The sequence below is a fragment of the Mesorhizobium sp. M0016 genome (assembly GCF_040324035.1).
Taxonomy (GTDB): Bacteria; Pseudomonadota; Alphaproteobacteria; order Rhizobiales; family Rhizobiaceae; genus Mesorhizobium.
The window spans coordinates 93,184-108,789 of sequence record NZ_JAMYVM010000004.1 but is presented as its reverse complement, the minus strand read 5'-3'; the positions used below and the strand labels follow the sequence as shown (position 1 = coordinate 108,789).

The following is a 15,606-nucleotide window of genomic DNA, read 5'->3' as shown; positions in this document are numbered from 1 at the left end:
ACAAGCGATTGTCTTCAGATAGCGACGCGCTTGCCCAGGATCCGCATCATTACCGACCAGATGAAGCCCTTGGTGGCATTCTACGAGACGATCACCGGGCTTACCGCAACCTGGTTGACAGACGACTTCGCCGAACTGGCAACGTCGTCCTGCACATTGGCGATCGGCAGCACCCGCACGCTGGCCCTGTTCGGAACTGATGTGGCGCAGCCGTCCGCCAATCGCTCAGCGATCGTCGAGTTTCGCGTCGGTGATGTTGATGCTGAGTACAGCAGGCTGGCGAAAATCATCGGCGATTTCGTTCAGACGCCGACGACGATGCCATGGGGTAACCGGTCGCTGCTGCTGCGCGATCCCGATGGCAATCTGGTGAACTTCTTCACCCCGGTCGGCGCGGAAGCGATCAGGAACTTCGATCGCAGAACCGGCGCAGACGCTACTGCTTGAGCGCGTTGTAGACGGCAATGCCGGCGGCAAGGTCCTCAAGCGCGGCGCCGACCGACTTGAACAGCGTGACCTCAGTGGGGCTCTGCCGGCCCTGTTTTTCCCCGCGCGCCAGCTCATGCAGATCGGCGACGATGGCTTCCGGCTTCAGCACGCCGGAGGCGAGCGGCTGGACGATGTCGCCGGCTTCCTTTGTGGCGCCGGCGCGGGTGTCGACATAGGCGCGGGCGCGCGCGATCGCGTCGTCATCGCTTTCGCGCATGGTCGGCGTGAAGCCGCCGACCAGATCGACATGCGCGCCCGGCTTGAGCAGCGCACCCTTGACCAGCGGCGTCGTCGTGATCGTCGCCGATGAGACGATGTCGGCCTCGGCGAGTTCGGCGTCGAGATCGCTTGCGGCCTCGGCGTTGAAACCGTCCGCGCGCAAATCAGCCGCGACCTTTTCGGCATTGGCGGGCGTGCGGTTCCAGATGCGGATGGTCTTGATCGGCCGCACCGCGGAGTGCGCCTTGGCGAGGAACGGCGACAGCGCGCCGGCGCCGACCACCAGAAGCCGCGATGCGTCCTCGCGGGCGAGATAGGAGACGGCCAGCGCCGAGGCGCAAGCGGTGCGCCACTGTGTCAGCCGTTGGCCGTCGATCAGCGCTTCGGGCTCACCGGTGGCGCCGTTGAGCAGGAGATAGAGCCCCATCACCGCCGGTTTGCCGATGGCGTTGTTGTCGGGCGATACGGTGACGATCTTGACGCCGATATGACCGCCGACCGACGTGCCGGCCGCATGGAAGTCGGTCCACGCCGGCATCAACAGCAGCGTGGAAGTGGCACCGTCGGGCCGTTCGACTCCGTGATGATGGCGGACGGGTTGCACAGCACCCTCGCGGAAGGCCGCGCGCAATGTCTCGACCAGCCCGGGAAAGGTCAGCGCCTGGTCGACAGCGTCGGCCGAAATGGTCAGCATGCAAAACTCCGCGAAGACAAAAGCTTCGGCTTCAGGCCGTTGGCTTCGGCAGCGCCGGACCCTGGCCCGAGCCTTGCGGTGCGGCGGGTACCCGGCTGACCGCCTGGCGCAAATTCTCGGCCTCGACCCCGCGCTGGCGCGCCAGCTTGCGGTAGCGGCCCTGCTTGACCCAGGTCGCCAGGCTGCCGACGACCATGCCGATGGCGAGCGCCACGAACAGGAAGATGAACAGCGGCAAGGTCAGCGTCAGTTTCGGATTGCCGGGGTTGAACGGGTCGAGCGTGAAGGCGACCAGCTCGCGGTTGGCGACGGCCAGCGCAATCAGGATGACGGCGAGCGGCACGAAGACCACGATAAGTATGAAGCGGTTCAACATAGAAATTCCCTGGAGAAGGCAGGCCTTGATAAGGTCGGCGCGTGGTCCGCGCCTACTTGCCGCCATTCAGCCTTTCACGCAATTCCTTTCCGGTCTTGAAGAACGGCACCCACTTCTCCTCGACCTCGACGGATTCGCCGGTGCGCGGGTTGCGGCCGGTGCGGGCAGGGCGATTCTTCACCGAAAAAGCGCCGAAGCCGCGCAACTCGACCCGATTGCCTTCCGCTAGGGCATCGGTGATCTCGTCGAAGATCGCTCCCACGATGTTTTCGACGTCGCGCAGGAAAAGATGCGGGTTGCGCGTGGCAATGATCTGCACAAGCTCGGATTTGATCATCAGAAAGGTCCCCGTGAAAGCGCTGCGGTCAAATTATCAGGATGATTTTATTTGCTTTTTTACTCGCCCCAACCGGCAGATCAAGGGTGCCAGACGGAAACGAGACCGTCAAGAAACAAGCGATCCGCGCCAATTTCGTGAAGCACGTCGCCGCCGGCCTCCGACATGCCGAGCGCGCTGCCGACGCTGCGCGCTATTGCTTTCGAGAACAGGAAGCCGCCACGCCGCTCGGTGTCCTTCCATTCCACCACCTTGAGCTTGGCGTCGACACCCTTGGTCGCCAGCCAGTCGATCGCCACGCTCTCGCCGCCGACAGCGTCGATCAGACCGTTGGCAAGGCCCTGGCGGCCGGTGAAGATCGAGCCGTCGGCAAGGGCCAGTGCCTGATCGCGGGTCATTTTGCGGCGCTCGGCGACGATGCCGACGAACCAGTCATAGCTGTCGAGGATGAGCTTGCGGACCATGGCTCGCTCGTCTTCATTGGTCGGCTTGAAGGGCGAGGGCGATGCCTTCAGCGGCGAGGATTTCACTTCCTCGAGCTTGATGCCGACCTTGTCCATCAGACCGCTGACATCGGGATACTGGATGAGCACACCGATCGAGCCGACGATCGACGTCTTGCGGGCAACGATATGGTCGCTGGCACTGGCGATCATGTAGCCGGCCGATGCGGCCAGCGTGCCGACCTCGGCCACCACCGGCTTGTCGGCGGCAAGCTTGCGCACCTCCTCGTAGATCGATTCGCCGCCGACCGTGGTGCCGCCGGGCGAATCGATCGCCAGGATGACGCCCTTGACCTGCGAGGATGTGCGGATGGTTTCCAGCCGCTTGATCAGTTCCTCGTCCTCGGTGATGGTGCCTTCGATCCTGACCTTGGCGATGTGGTCGACGGAAGAACCGCCGAGGTCGCCCCCATAGAACCAGCTTGCAAGCGCAATCACCCCAAGGGCCACGATGGCAATGGCGGCACCGCGCCAGAAGGTCAGCTTGCGCCGCAAGCGGCGGCGGTCGATCAGGTCGTCGGCTCTCAGTGCCATGGTCTGCCTCACAGTCGGTGGGAAGCGATGCTTTTAAAGCAAGCGTCCGCGCCCGGCTACCTCTTCCTCAAGAGCCTGCGACGAAGCGACCTTCACGACGGAGGCATTTCAGGAAAAAATGACGCGGCGCGTTCGTTTCTGCTATGAAGTGACGAAATTGTGTCGCCTGAGTTCCGTCTGTAAAACAGCGGCCGTCACATTTTTGCGGTTTTCCTCCGCTTGTGCTTGCTTGCGGGGGCCGGCAACCCACCTATAGCAGGTGTTTTGGCGGACAAGGGTTTATTAGAAGTCAGTCATGCTTGCGCGATCGAACGAACCGACCAATGCCGATGCGGCCTTGGCGCCCACGGCGCCAGCGGGCACGCGCGGCGACGCCTTCGACCGCGCCCAGCGCCACTCGCGCCGCGTGCGCGTGCTTAAGTTTGCCGTGCCGGTGCTTGCCGCCGGGATCGCGGTTGCGTTTCCGGTCTATTCCTATCTGGCGGCGCCGATCAACATTTCGATACAGGCAGACGGCACCGCTTTCGCGGATGGCAAGCTGGTGATGGCCAATCCGAAGCTCAACGGCTTCACCAAGGACAAGCTGCCCTATTCGCTGACGGCCTTGCGCGCCATCCAGGATGTCGGCAAGCAGGACATCATCGAACTCGAAGGCATCCATGCCAAATTGCCGCTGACGGCCGACAATGTGGCGACCGTCGACGCCAAGCGCGGGATCTACAACAGAAACGCCAACACGATGGACATGACCAGCGACGTTACCGTCACCACCACCGACGGCGTCGCTGCCATCTTCAAATCGGTCTTCCTCGATATGGGCAAAGGCTCTATGAAGACAGGTGATGCGGTCGATGTCAGCCGTAACGGCTCGCGGATCACCGCGGGTTCAATGTCGGTCGAAGACAATGGCAAGGTCATCGTTTTCGAGAAAAAGGTAAGCGTTCACATCGATCCGGCCACTATGAAGGCGGCAGAGGCAAAGAGCGGAGAAACGAATGCGTCCCAGTAATTCGGCACGGCTTGTCGCCGCAGCTTCGGCCTTGCTGTTGCTGGGTATGGCGCCGTCCTGGGCTCAGTCCAGCGCCAGCAGCCAGTCCGGGCTCAAACTGTCGGGCGACCAGCCGATCCAGATCGAGAGCGACAAACTTGAGGTCCGCCAGGCCGACAGCATGGCGCTGTTCAGCGGCAACGTCACCGTCACGCAAGGGCCAACGCTGCTCAAGGCCGGCAGCATGGAGGTCTACTACGTCAAGGGCCCCAACGCCGCCAAAGGTGCTGCCGCCGGCGCTTCGGCGATGACCGGTTCGGCCAATATCGACCATCTGGTGGTCAAGAACAAAGTCTACATCAAGTCGAATGACCAGATCGCCACCGGCGACAACGCCACGTTCGACATGAAGACGCAGGTGCTTGTTCTGTCGGGCAAGGAGGTCGTCTTGTCCCAAGGACCCAACGTCCTCAAGGGCTGCAAGCTCACCGTGCAGATGAAAAGCGGCCTTGCTCAGGTCGATGGCTGCGGCGGGCGCGTCATCATGTCGATGACGCCGCCACCGAAATCCGAGGCCCCGAAGCCCGAATGACTGGCGTGTCTTCGCTGCTGACCCGCCTTCCGGGACGGGCGGCCAGTAAACTTGCAGCACCGGCCACAGTCACCGTTGATTCCTCGAAGTTCAAGGGCACCCTGATCGCCAAGGGTCTGACCAAGAGCTACAAGGGCCGCAAGGTGGTCAGCGGTGTCACCATCGGCGTGCGCGCCGGCGAGGCTGTCGGGCTGCTCGGGCCGAACGGCGCCGGCAAGACCACCTGTTTCTACATGGTCACCGGCTTGGTACCGGTCGATGAGGGCACGATCGAGATCGACGGTTTCGACGTCACCTCGATGCCGATGTACCGCCGCGCCCGCCTCGGCATCGGCTATTTGCCGCAGGAAGCCTCGATCTTCCGCGGCCTGAATGTCGAGCAGAACATCCGCGCCGTGCTCGAAGTGGTTGAGAAGGACCGCAAGGTGCGCGAGCGCAATCTCGACGAACTGCTCGAGGAATTTCACATCAGCCATCTGCGGAAGTCGCCGTCCATGTCGCTGTCGGGTGGCGAGCGGCGGCGTCTTGAGATCGCCCGAGCTTTGGCGACGCGCCCGGCCTACATGCTGCTCGACGAGCCGTTCGCCGGCATCGACCCGATTGCCGTCGCCGACATCCAGCAGCTGGTTCGTCATCTAACGGCGCGCGGCATCGGCGTGCTGATTACCGACCACAATGTGCGCGAAACGCTCGGCCTCATCGACCGCGCCTACATCATCCATGCCGGCCAGGTGCTGACTCATGGCCGTGCCGACGAGGTGGTGGCGAACCCCGATGTGCGCCGGCTCTACCTCGGCGAAGGTTTCACGCTCTGAGCGTGAAATTTGTTTCCTGACGTGATTTTTGCCGCCCCGCCGGGCTTTTTTCTCCGATTTTGCGTGAGATAATGCTTCGGTAGGGGCCTTTTGCCATCGTTCGCCTTGACAAGCAAAAGCCGGGCCAGTTTCTATGGAAGGTCGGAAAAATTCATTTTCCGGCAGCTTCTGATGTGTAGGCTTCCGGGTGCAGAAGGGCGTTTGAAACCGAACCATGGCGTTGGCGGCGAAACTACAGCTACGACAATCCCAGTCGCTGGTGATGACGCCGCAGCTGATGCAGTCGATCAGGCTGTTGCAGCTCACCCATGTCGAGCTCGACCACTTCATCGACGACGAGATCGAGCGCAATCCGCTGCTGGAGCGCGCCGAGCCCCAGGATGACGCCGCAAGCGACCAGGTGCAGAAGGGCGATGCCGCTCCTGAGCCTGCCGCCGATGGCGACTGGTTCGAAAACGAGACGGCGTGGAGCGCCGAAGCGATCTCCGACAAGCTCGACAGCTCGCTGGAAAATCTGTTCCCCGACGATCCCGGCACCAGCGAGCGGCTCGGTCCGGACCTGACGGCGCAGTGGAAGTCGGCCACCGGCAATAGTTCGTCCGGTTCTTCCGAAGGCTTCGACGTCGGCGACATGGCCGCCGCGGCGATCACGCTGCGCCAGCATGTCGGCGAGCAGATCGCGCTTGCCTTTGCCGATCCGGCCGCAAGGCTGCTCGCAGCCGAACTGGCCGACGGCCTGGACGAGGCCGGCTATCTGCGCGCCGATCCCGCCGAGATCGCCAAACGGCTCGGCGCCGATCAGGCGACGGTGGCCAACGTGCTGGCAGCCTGCCACACATTCGAGCCGGTCGGCCTGTTTGCGCGCGACCTTGCCGAATGCCTGTCGCTGCAGCTTGCCATGCGCGATCGTCTCGATCCGGCGATGAAGATGCTGGTCGGCAACCTCGAACTGTTGGCGCGGCGCGATTTCCAGACGCTGAAGCGGCTTTGCGGGGTCGATGAGGAGGATCTCCTCGACATGCTGGCCGAAATCCGCGCGCTCGACCCGCGCCCGGGCATGGCGTTTTCGGGCGGCGCCAGCGACGCCATCGTCGCCGATGTCGAAGTCCGCGCCGCCAATGACGGCAGCTGGACGGTCGAGCTCAATGCCGAGACGCTGCCGCGCGTGCTTGTCGATCACATCTATTTCGCCCAGGTCTCGCCGCATGCGAAGAATCAGGCGGAGAAGGATTTCCTGGCCGAATGCCTGCAGAATGCCAACTGGCTGACGCGCAGTCTCGACCAGCGGGCAAAGACGATCCTGAAAGTGGCGTCGGAAATCGTGCGCCAGCAGGACGCTTTTCTCGTCCATGGCGTGCGTCAGCTCAGGCCGCTCAACCTGCGCACGGTGGCCGATGCCATCGGCATGCATGAATCGACCGTCAGCCGGGTGACGGCCAACAAATACATGCTGACGCCGCGTGGCGTGTTCGAGCTGCGTTATTTCTTCACGGCTTCGATCGCGGCGTCGGGCGGCGGTGATGCGCATTCCTCGGAAGCGGTGCGCGACCGCATCAAGCAGCTGATCGACGAGGAAAAGCCCGCCGATGTGCTGTCCGATGACGCAATCGTCGACATGTTGAAGGAAAGCGGCGTCGATATTGCCCGGCGCACGGTGGCCAAGTACCGGGAGGGTATGAATATTCCCTCGTCGGTGCAGCGGCGGCGTGAAAAGCGCGCTCTGGCGAGCGCGGGGCGCTAGGTCTGCTTGCCCGGCAAGGCTTTTGCTATGGCTGGATTCCACAACTTTCCGACCTTAAAGCGACATCGCGCTGAAACGGATTCATACGACGCGCTTTAAGTCTTTGTTTTGATGCATGTCGTTGTCCCAGAACCGCAGCGCACTTCTGGGCGACATGCATTAATTGACAAGCTGCAATGAAGTGTCTAGAAGCCCGCCCGCATGAGACGGGCTCGCGGCCCGCATGCGGATGGTCCGTCACGATGAAGGCCACGGGACGGCCAATAAGGCGGATTGTGATCAACCGGAAAGTTCGGATCTAAAATCGGCGCGAGTTGACGCCGCAAAGCTTGTGCGCACGGATCACGAGTATAAACTCTGGCCAGTTTGAAGCCTGAGCAAGGAAGGTCAGTTTTCAGATGAAATTGCGCATATCGGGTAAACACATGGATATCGGCGATGCGCTGCGTACGCGCATTACCGATCGTGTCGGCGAGGCGATTGGAAAATATTTCGATCGCGGTTTTTCAGGGCACGTCACGGTCATCAAATCGGGGTCGCGTTACTCGGCCGATTGCATGATCAGGCTGGATTCCGGCGCTTCGCTGCAGGCAACCGGCGATTCCCAGGATCCGACACTTGCCTTCGAGGCGGCCGCGGACCGCCTCGAAACCAGGTTGCGGCGCTACAAACGCCGTCTGAAATCGCACAATTCAGGCAATGGAAATGGCGAAATCACCGACATCGCCTATACGGTGATGGCGCCGCTGACCGATGACGATGAGGACATTCCGGAGGACTACGCCCCGGCCATCGTCGCCGAATCAACCATGACGCTGCAGACCATGTCGGTGGCGTCGGCGGTCATCGAACTCGACACCAAGGACAGCCCGGTTTTCGTCTTCCGCAACGCCGGAAACGACCACCTCAACATCGTCTATCGGCGGCCGGACGGAAATATCGGCTGGATCGACCCGTCGACGACCAAAGTCGCACAGGCGTGACGACAACGACAATGGTCGCACAGGTGACGACAATGGTCGCACAGGGATAATAGCCAGCCGCGCGAGGGGCGAGGACTGGCGACGGCAGGCGAATAAGGGATTTCAAATATGGATCTGAGCGATCTTCTCAACGTTCCGGCGATCTTGCCGGCGTTGAAGGCGAACTCCAAAAAGCAGCTTCTGCAGTTGCTGTCCGAGAGAGCGGCGGCGATTTCCGGCATTCCGGAGCGCGAAGTGTTCGACACCATCCTGCAGCGCGAACGGCTGGGCTCCACCGGCGTCGGCAACGGCATCGCCATTCCGCACGGCAAGCTCGCCGGGGTGAAGCGCATCGCCGGCGTCTTTGCCCGTCTGGAGACGCCGGTCGATTTCGAGGCCTTGGATGACCAGCCGGTCGATCTGGTGTTTTTGCTGCTGGCCCCGGAAGGCGCCGGCGCCGATCACCTCAAGGCACTGTCGCGCATCGCCAGGGTTTTGCGCGACGCCGACACGGTGGCCAAGATCAGAGGCACGCGCGACGCGGTCGCCATCCACGCGCTGCTTTCGGACACGCAGGCCTCGCACGCCGCCTGAAGTTCTTCGGATTTAAGTCTTCCAGGGGCCGCCGAAGGCGGCCCTCTCCATTTCAACCGCCAGCAGTCGCCTTAGTGAATGGCGACAGTGGTCAGGTCGTTTTCCATGGCGCCGGCCAAAGCCCGGTCTTTCGCATCCGAAAGCAGGATCGGCTGGCCGTTGGCGGCAAACAGGGCCCACAGGACCATACCAGGCGCTATTTCGCCGAGGTTGGGGAAGCGCCCGAGCAGCTCGTCGCTCGAGACCTTGCGGAGATAAGCGACCGAGCCTTCGCCGAGATGGGCGAATTCGCCGCTGGTCATGGTGATGGTTTCGTCAGTTCTGGTCATTTCAAGCCTCCTTGGCGCGAGGACGCCGCTCAAGGCCATCCCGCATGAGAGCCATCGGTAAAGATCAGTCTTTCACCGATATATTTATTTTCCGTACCAGCCGTTCGGTATCCGGCCGATCGAGATCGATCGACAAAAGGCCGTTCTTCAGTTCCGCTGCGATCACCCGCATGCCGTCTGCCAGCACGAAACAGCGCTGGAACTGGCGCGCGGCGATGCCGCGGTGGAGGAATTCGCGCTCGGTGTCGTCGGTTTGACGGCCGCGCACGACCAACTGGTTTTCCTCCGTGGTGACATCGAGATCGCTTTCGGCGAAACCCGCGACAGCCAGCGTAATGCGCAGCCTTTCGGCCTTGCCGTCAGCACCGCTGAGGCGCTCGATGTTGTAGGGAGGATAACTGTCACCGGATTTCGCCAGTCGTTCCAGGGTCTTTTCCATGGCATCGAAACCAAGGAGAAGCGGGCTGGAGAAGGGCGTCATTCGGCTCATGTTACACTGTCCTCTTTGGAGCGACATAAACTGGAAAAACCCGGATGGCATTTTTCCCGATGGTCTTGATATGGTCCGCGCCGCGGCCAAGTTCAAGCCGCCGAACACCCCCGCCAAAAAGACTCCCCCGCATAAGGAAATGAAATGCCCCAGACCCGCAAGATCATCATCGACACGGATCCCGGCCAGGACGATGCCGTCGCCATATTGCTGGCGCTCGGCAGCGCCGAGCTGGAGATCGTCGGCATCTCTGCTGTTGCCGGCAACGTGCCGCTGAAATTGACCGAAAAGAACGCCAGGAAAATCTGCGAACTGGCCGGCCGGCCCGACATCAAGGTCTATGCAGGCGCCATCCGCCCGTTGGCGCGCGAGCTGGTCACCGCCGAGGAAGTGCATGGCAAGACCGGCCTCAACGGCCCGCAACTGCCCGATCCGAAGATGAAGCTGCAGGGCCAGTATGCGGTCGACTTCATCGTCGAGACGCTGATGAAGGAAGAGGCCGGCACGATCACGCTGTGCGCGCTCGGCCCGCTCACCAATGTCGCGCTGGCGCTGATCCGTGAGCCGAAGATCGCGCCGCGCATCAAGGAAATCGTACTGATGGGCGGCGGTTTCTTCGAAGGCGGCAATGTCACGCCGACCGCAGAATTCAACATCTATGTCGATCCGCAAGCCGCCGACCTGGTGTTCAAATCCGGCATTCCGATCGTCATGATGCCGCTCGACGTCACCCACAAGGCGCTGACCACGGCCAAGCGCACGCAGGCCATCCGCCAGCTCGGCACCCGGGTCGGCACCGCGACGGCCGAGATGCTGGAGTTCTTCGAGCGCTTCGACGAGGAGAAATACGGCACCGATGGCGGCCCGCTGCACGACCCGTGCGTCATCGCCTATCTGTTGAAGCCGGAGCTGTTCAAGGGCCGCAACTGCAACGTCACCGTGGAAACCACCTCCGAGCTCACCATGGGCATGACCGTCATCGACTGGTGGGGCGTGACCAAGCGGCCGAAGAACGCCATGGTGATGCGCGACATCGACCATGACGCCTTTTTTGCGCTGCTGGTGGAGAGGCTGGGGCGGCTTTAGCTCTGTCTTTCCTTTCTCCCATTGTGGGTTCCGAAGGGACGGGGCGAGACAAGTGGCTCGCCCCCGGGCGGCGTCGCCGAAGGCGACGGATGTGGGGTGTTCCAGGGAACGCCCACGTCTCACTCCGCTGGAACACCCCTCATCCGTCTCGGCGCTATCGCGCCGATCCACCTTCTCCCACAGGGGGAGAAGGAAGGCGCCGCCGCCGTTCACTTTGCAAATCGATAGAAGACCATTCCATTCTCGCGCGTGACGCGCTCCATGTTTGCCGTCGCGCCGATCAGATGCGGCCGGTCGTCATCGACAAGAATGGACGAACCGCTTTCGAGCGAAACCAGATAAAGGGTGTGGTCGTGGTCCGATTGGGCGCTTTTGACCGTTGCGTGGATTGGCTCGACTGACCGGATAGGGCTCGCGTCATTCGTCCATTTGTAGAGCGCCGAAGGAACCATCATCGCGAACATGGCGACGATCAGGACCACGCCGGGCGCGTTCCTTTTCAAATCCCTATAAGTCCATGACATTTGAAAGAATCCCCAGCACAAAGTCATGTGGTGGCGTGGAGACTGACTTTCAATCAGCCTTCACGTACGGGCTCATTCTGCCGTTGGAAACGACCGTCCACGGTTGTTACTTCGCCTTCGAAAAAGCTAGCCACAGGCCGCCGCCGACCAGAAAGCTGCCGCTGATCCTGGACATCAGCTTAATGCGGCTTGCCGAGAGCAGGCGGCCGGCGCGGCTGGCGGCGAGCGCATAGGTGGAATCCGAGACGGCGGCAAAGATCATCGCGGTGAGGCCCATGACGACGATCTGTAGCGTGTAATTGCCCTGCGGGGCGATAAATTGCGGGAAGAAGGCGCCGAAGAACACCAGGGTCTTGGGGTTGCTGAGCGCCACCAGCAGACCCTGCAGGAAGAAGCCGCCACGCGGCTTTCTCGCCGTGCCGTCGCCGTTCAGCGTGCCCTTGGCGCGGAACATCTGCACCCCCATCCAGATCAGATAGGCGGCGCCGATCAGGCGTACCCATTCGAACCAGTGGCCCATGCCCGATATCAGCGTGTTGAGGCCGATGCCGACAATGGCGATCATCACGGCGAGCCCAGCCTGCGTGCCGGCGACATTGGCAAGGCCGGCGCGGTAGCCATGGCGGATGCTGTTGGCGATGATCAGCGTGACAGTCGGACCGGGCACCAGGATGATGACGATGCAGGCAAGGACATAGGCGGCGTAGAGTTCCAGCGACATGGAGATTTCCTCGAGGATGCGCTTAGGCGGCTGGCTGCAATCAATGCATGGCGGCGGGGCTGGTGCAAGCCGGTCGCAGATCGTGCCGCCCCTCGCGTCAGGACGCCCCCACCTGCCAAGGCAGGGTCGCCTCATAGGCCGCTCCGGCCCTGAGCACGGCGAGGTCGCCGCGCGGCCGGCCGATCAGCTGCATGCCCAAGGGGCGGCCTTTGTCGTCGAAGCCGACGGGCACGTTGAGCGCCGGACAGCCGCCGAGCGTGGCGAAGGCCGAAACCTGCATCCAGCGATGGTAGCTGTCCATCGTCCGTCCGGCGACCTCACTTGGCCAATGCGTGCAGACTTCGAAAGGAAAGACCTGCGCCGTCGGCAGCGCGATGAGATCGAAGTGCTCGAACAGCGACAGCAGCGTCCGGTGCCAGGAGGTGCGGATGACCGAGGCCGCGCGGATCTGCGGCGCCGTCAGCCGCATGGCGTTCTCCACCTCCCAGACGGCTTCCGGCTTCAGCAGGGCGCGCTTGTGCGGGTCGTCATAATGGACTTTCAGCGCCGAGCCGCTGCTCGCCTGCCGCAGCGTCACGAAGGCTTGCCACAGTGCCTCGAAATCGAAATCCGGCAGCAAGGGCTCGGTCAGGAAGGATGCCTCCGCGAAGCGGCCGAGTGCGGCCTCGCACAGATCGAGGATGCCAGGCTCTACCGGCAGGTGACCGCCGAGATCACCGAGCCAGCCGACGCGGCCGCCGCTTGCCGGCGTTGCCAGCCCTTCGAGGAACGAGCCGGGTTTCTCCCAAGACAGCGGCGCGTGCGGGTGGTAGCCCGCCTGCACATCGAGCAGCAGCGCCATGTCGCTGATGCTGCGGCCCATCGGCCCGTCGATGCCCATCTGGGCATGAAAGACTTCGAGGTCCGGCCCACCGGGGACAAGCCCCTGCGACGGGCGGAAGCCAAAGACATTGTTCCACGCCGCCGGATTGCGGAGCGAGCCGCCGAAATCGCTGCCGTCGGCGACCGGGACCATGTCGAGCGCAAGGGCGACCGCTGCGCCGCCGCTCGAGCCGCCGGCGGTCAGCGCCGGATCGAACGCGTTCAGCGTCGGTCCGAAAACATTATTGTAGGTGTTGGATCCCAGCCCGAATTCGGGAACGTTGGTCTTGCCGATGATGATGCCGCCGGCCTTGCGGATGCGCTCGACGAAGAAATCATCCTCCTGCGGCACGAAATCGGCGAAGATCGGCGAGCCGAAACTGGTCGTCAAGCCGCGCGTCATGGCGAGGTCTTTTATCGCCATCGGCAGGCCAAACAGCGAGCCGGCCGGCCCGCCTTGCGCTAGATGCGCGTCCGCCGCGTCGGCCTCGCGCAGGATGTCGGAGCGCTCGCGCAACGAGACGATGGCATTGACCAGCGGGTTTACCGCGTCGATGCGGTCGAGGAATGCGGCGACCAACTCGCGCACGGACAGGCGGCGCAGCCGGATCGCCTCGGCCAGGTCGACAGCGGACATCCGGCAGATGTCGCCGGCGGGGGGCATGGCGTGCTTCGTTGCGGGGCGCAGGGCTGTCATCCGGCGTTGTTGCGCAGGGCGGTGTCGACATCCGCCGCCAGCGGGATGGCCGGCTGGGCGCCGGGCTTCAGGCAGGCGAGCGAGCCGGCAGCGGCGGCGCGGGTGAGAGCCTGCTCCAGCGGCAGGTTGGACGCCAGCCCGGCGGCGAGATAACCGCAAAAAGTATCGCCGGCCCCGACGGTGTCGACCGGCGTGATCTTCAGCGCCGGCACGGTCAGGAAATCCTCCGGGGTCGCCGCCAGCACGCCGTCGCCGCCGAGCGTGACGACGATGGTGCGGCCGGTCTTGCGGGCGAAGTCGCGCATGCGCGCCGGGCGGTCGCGGCCTTTCAGCGACAGCGCCTCGCCGTAAAGGTCGAATTCGGTTTCGTTGGCGACGGCGTAGTCGGCCTTGCCGAGCAACGCTGCCGCCTCGCTACGGAACGGCGCGGTGTTGAGCACGGTGACCGCGGCGGCGGCGCGTGCGGCGTCGAGCGCTGCATCGACAGTCTGCAACGGGATCTCGTGCTGCAGCAGGACGACGTCGCCCTTCGCAAGGAAAGCCTTGGCGAGATCGCCGGGCAGCACCGAATCATTGGCGCCCGGCACGACGGCGATGACATTCTCGCCATCGGCGCCGACGAGGATCAGCGCCGTGCCAGTGGAGGCGAAGCTCTGGCCGACGCCGGAGAGATCGACCTTGCCGGCCACGAGCAAAGCGAGGGCTTCGGTTGCGAAATTGTCCTTGCCGACGGCGCCGACCATGCGCACCTTGGCGCCGGCGCGCGCCGCAGCCAGCGCCTGGTTGGCGCCCTTGCCGCCGGGCGCGGTGGTGAAGCCGGAGCCGCGGACCGTCTCGCCCGGCGAAGGCAGGCGGTCGACATTGGCGATAAGGTCGAGGTTGATCGAGCCGACAACGATGATCAAGAAAGCCTCCTGCGGAATGCCGGGAAGCTAACCTGTAAGCCGGCGGCTTGCCAGAGCGTGCGGATGTTTTGCGCCGGGAGCTCGCAAAAAGAAAAACACCGGCGAAGGGATTTCGCCGGTGTTGTTTGATGCGGGCAGCTTCAGGACGCGGTCTGGCCCGCTTCCCAACCGAGGATGGCGCGTTTGCGGGTCAGGCCCCAGTGGTAGCCGGTGAGTGCGCCGGACTTGCCCAGCGCCCGATGGCAAGGGACGACGAAGGACAATGGGTTGGCGCCGACCGCCGCCCCCACCGCCCGGCTGGCGTTTGGCGCGCCGATCCTGGAGGCGATCGAAGAATAAGTGCAGGCCTTGCCCATCGGGATCCTGAGCAGCGCGTCCCAGACGCGCAGCTGGAAGTCGGAGCCGATCATCACCACGCGCAGCGGCTGGTCGGCGCGCCACAATGTCGGATCGAAGATGCGCGCCGCATAGGGCTGGGTGGCGCTCATGTCCTCGACATAGGTGGCGTTCGGCCAGCGGCCCGACATGTCGGCGAAAGCCGCCCGCTCGCCGCCCGGATCGTTGAAGGCGAGCCCCGCAAGGCCACGGTCGGTGACCATGATCAGGGCGATGCCGAAGGGCGAGATGTGGTAGCCGTAGCGGATGGTCAGGCCAGCGCCGCGCGTCTTGTAGTCGCCCGGCGACATCGCCTCGTGGGTGACGAACAAATCGTGCAGCCGGCCGGGGCCGGACATGCCGAGTTCGAACGATGTTTCGAGGAGCGGCATGCCGGAATCGAGCAGTTTGCGGGCATGGTCGAGGGTGACCGCCTGCAGGAAGGCTTTTGGCGACAGGCCGGCCCAGCGGGTGAACAGCTTTTGCAGGCCCGTGGGTGTCTCGCCGACATCAGCGGCCAAGGCTTCCAGCGAGGGCTGGTCGCGATAGTCGAGGCTGATCTTCTCGATGGCGTGGCGCACGACCTCGTAGTCGCTGCCGTTGGGGGTGATGTCGTGCTGCAGGATCGCTGTCGGTTTCATCTGCGTATTCATGGTCATCTGGGCGTTCATGGCAATATCTCCTTGACCGCGAATATCGGTCTTTCCGCCCCTTGCAACCACCCGAAACTTGCCTTGTTGCCGCCTGTTCCCAGATAAATACTGGATTGCGCCC

19 protein-coding genes are annotated in these 15,606 nt (G+C 63.3%); 8 read left to right on the top strand and 11 right to left on the bottom strand.

All coding sequences use genetic code 11. The features are described 5' to 3' along the window. Nucleotides 1-30: 30 nt before the first annotated feature. Nucleotides 31-447, top strand: a complete 417-nt coding sequence (locus NKJ88_RS07880) for a VOC family protein (RefSeq protein ID WP_031197718.1) — start codon at nt 31-33, stop codon at nt 445-447. On the opposite strand, the gene lhpI is transcribed toward NKJ88_RS07880, so the two are convergent. From lhpI to sppA, 4 genes are all read right to left on the bottom strand, one after another. Continuing rightward, entirely contained in the window at nt 437-1,402 is a 966-nt protein-coding gene (gene lhpI / locus NKJ88_RS07875; RefSeq protein WP_352443899.1) for a bifunctional Delta(1)-pyrroline-2-carboxylate/Delta(1)-piperideine-2-carboxylate reductase, read from the bottom strand. The genes NKJ88_RS07880 and lhpI overlap by 11 nt on opposite strands. A gap of 31 nt (nt 1,403-1,433) precedes the next feature. After that, nucleotides 1,434-1,778: a lipopolysaccharide assembly protein LapA domain-containing protein gene (locus tag NKJ88_RS07870; RefSeq protein ID WP_023698203.1), complete on the bottom strand. Its 345-nt coding sequence runs from the start codon at nt 1,776-1,778 to the stop codon at nt 1,434-1,436. A gap of 52 nt (nt 1,779-1,830) precedes the next feature. Then, a complete protein-coding gene (locus NKJ88_RS07865; protein ID WP_006200394.1) occupies nt 1,831-2,115 on the bottom strand; it encodes an integration host factor subunit beta in 285 nt (94 codons plus the stop codon). An 80-nt stretch (nt 2,116-2,195) separates the two neighbouring features. Next, a complete protein-coding gene (gene sppA / locus NKJ88_RS07860) occupies nt 2,196-3,152 on the bottom strand; it encodes a signal peptide peptidase SppA (protein WP_023747044.1) in 957 nt (318 codons plus the stop codon). A 295-nt stretch (nt 3,153-3,447) separates the two neighbouring features. Here sppA and lptC point away from each other — a divergent pair, with 295 nt between their 5' ends. From lptC to ptsN, 6 genes are all read left to right on the top strand, one after another. After that, nucleotides 3,448-4,161, top strand: coding sequence for an LPS export ABC transporter periplasmic protein LptC (gene lptC, locus NKJ88_RS07855; RefSeq protein WP_023751409.1), 714 nt, complete (start codon nt 3,448-3,450; stop codon nt 4,159-4,161). Beyond that, nucleotides 4,148-4,732 carry an LptA/OstA family protein gene (locus NKJ88_RS07850; protein WP_352443898.1) on the top strand — a complete coding sequence of 195 codons (585 nt, stop codon included), beginning with the start codon at nt 4,148-4,150 and terminating at the stop codon, nt 4,730-4,732. The genes lptC and NKJ88_RS07850 overlap by 14 nt, the downstream gene beginning before the upstream one ends. Then, a complete protein-coding gene (gene lptB, locus NKJ88_RS07845) occupies nt 4,729-5,547 on the top strand; it encodes an LPS export ABC transporter ATP-binding protein (RefSeq protein ID WP_023669746.1) in 819 nt (272 codons plus the stop codon). The genes NKJ88_RS07850 and lptB overlap by 4 nt, the downstream gene beginning before the upstream one ends. Before the next feature lie 214 nt (nt 5,548-5,761). Then, nucleotides 5,762-7,288, top strand: a complete 1,527-nt coding sequence (rpoN, locus tag NKJ88_RS07840; protein ID WP_023820574.1) for an RNA polymerase factor sigma-54 — start codon at nt 5,762-5,764, stop codon at nt 7,286-7,288. 398 nt (nt 7,289-7,686) lie between these two features. Then, nucleotides 7,687-8,271 (top strand): ribosome hibernation-promoting factor, HPF/YfiA family, encoded by a 585-nt coding sequence (gene hpf, locus NKJ88_RS07835; RefSeq protein ID WP_023751408.1) that lies wholly within the window; start codon nt 7,687-7,689, stop codon nt 8,269-8,271. A gap of 108 nt (nt 8,272-8,379) precedes the next feature. Then, the gene (ptsN, locus tag NKJ88_RS07830) at nt 8,380-8,844 is read left to right on the top strand and encodes a PTS IIA-like nitrogen regulatory protein PtsN (protein WP_023669743.1); all 465 of its coding nucleotides are present in this window, start codon (nt 8,380-8,382) and stop codon (nt 8,842-8,844) included. A gap of 71 nt (nt 8,845-8,915) precedes the next feature. Here the strand turns inward: ptsN and NKJ88_RS07825 are convergent, their stop codons facing one another. Together NKJ88_RS07825 and NKJ88_RS07820 are read right to left on the bottom strand one after the other, a co-directional pair. Then, nucleotides 8,916-9,173: a BQ00720 family protein gene (locus tag NKJ88_RS07825; protein WP_023683072.1), complete on the bottom strand. Its 258-nt coding sequence runs from the start codon at nt 9,171-9,173 to the stop codon at nt 8,916-8,918. 64 nt (nt 9,174-9,237) lie between these two features. Further along, complete coding sequence (locus NKJ88_RS07820) at nt 9,238-9,663, bottom strand: Hsp20 family protein (protein WP_023669741.1); 426 nt, start codon at nt 9,661-9,663, stop codon at nt 9,238-9,240. A 144-nt stretch (nt 9,664-9,807) separates the two neighbouring features. Between NKJ88_RS07820 and NKJ88_RS07815 the strand changes: the two genes are divergently transcribed. Next, complete coding sequence (locus NKJ88_RS07815) at nt 9,808-10,749, top strand: nucleoside hydrolase (protein WP_023691960.1); 942 nt, start codon at nt 9,808-9,810, stop codon at nt 10,747-10,749. Between the two features lie 209 nt (nt 10,750-10,958). Here the strand turns inward: NKJ88_RS07815 and NKJ88_RS07810 are convergent, their stop codons facing one another. From NKJ88_RS07810 to NKJ88_RS07790, 5 genes are all read right to left on the bottom strand, one after another. Next, on the bottom strand, nt 10,959-11,273 hold the full coding sequence (locus NKJ88_RS07810) for a hypothetical protein (protein ID WP_023728527.1): 315 nt from the start codon (nt 11,271-11,273) through the stop codon (nt 10,959-10,961). 106 nt (nt 11,274-11,379) lie between these two features. Beyond that, nucleotides 11,380-11,994 carry a LysE family translocator gene (locus NKJ88_RS07805; protein WP_352443897.1) on the bottom strand — a complete coding sequence of 205 codons (615 nt, stop codon included), beginning with the start codon at nt 11,992-11,994 and terminating at the stop codon, nt 11,380-11,382. A 97-nt stretch (nt 11,995-12,091) separates the two neighbouring features. Then, nucleotides 12,092-13,552, bottom strand: a complete 1,461-nt coding sequence (locus tag NKJ88_RS07800) for an amidase (protein ID WP_352443896.1) — start codon at nt 13,550-13,552, stop codon at nt 12,092-12,094. Next, entirely contained in the window at nt 13,549-14,457 is a 909-nt protein-coding gene (locus NKJ88_RS07795) for a ribokinase (RefSeq protein ID WP_023744094.1), read from the bottom strand. Before NKJ88_RS07795 ends, NKJ88_RS07800 begins: the two co-directional genes overlap by 4 nt. 140 nt (nt 14,458-14,597) lie before the next feature. Further along, nucleotides 14,598-15,503 (bottom strand): methylated-DNA--[protein]-cysteine S-methyltransferase, encoded by a 906-nt coding sequence (locus NKJ88_RS07790; RefSeq protein ID WP_352443895.1) that lies wholly within the window; start codon nt 15,501-15,503, stop codon nt 14,598-14,600. Nucleotides 15,504-15,606 lie beyond the last annotated feature (103 nt).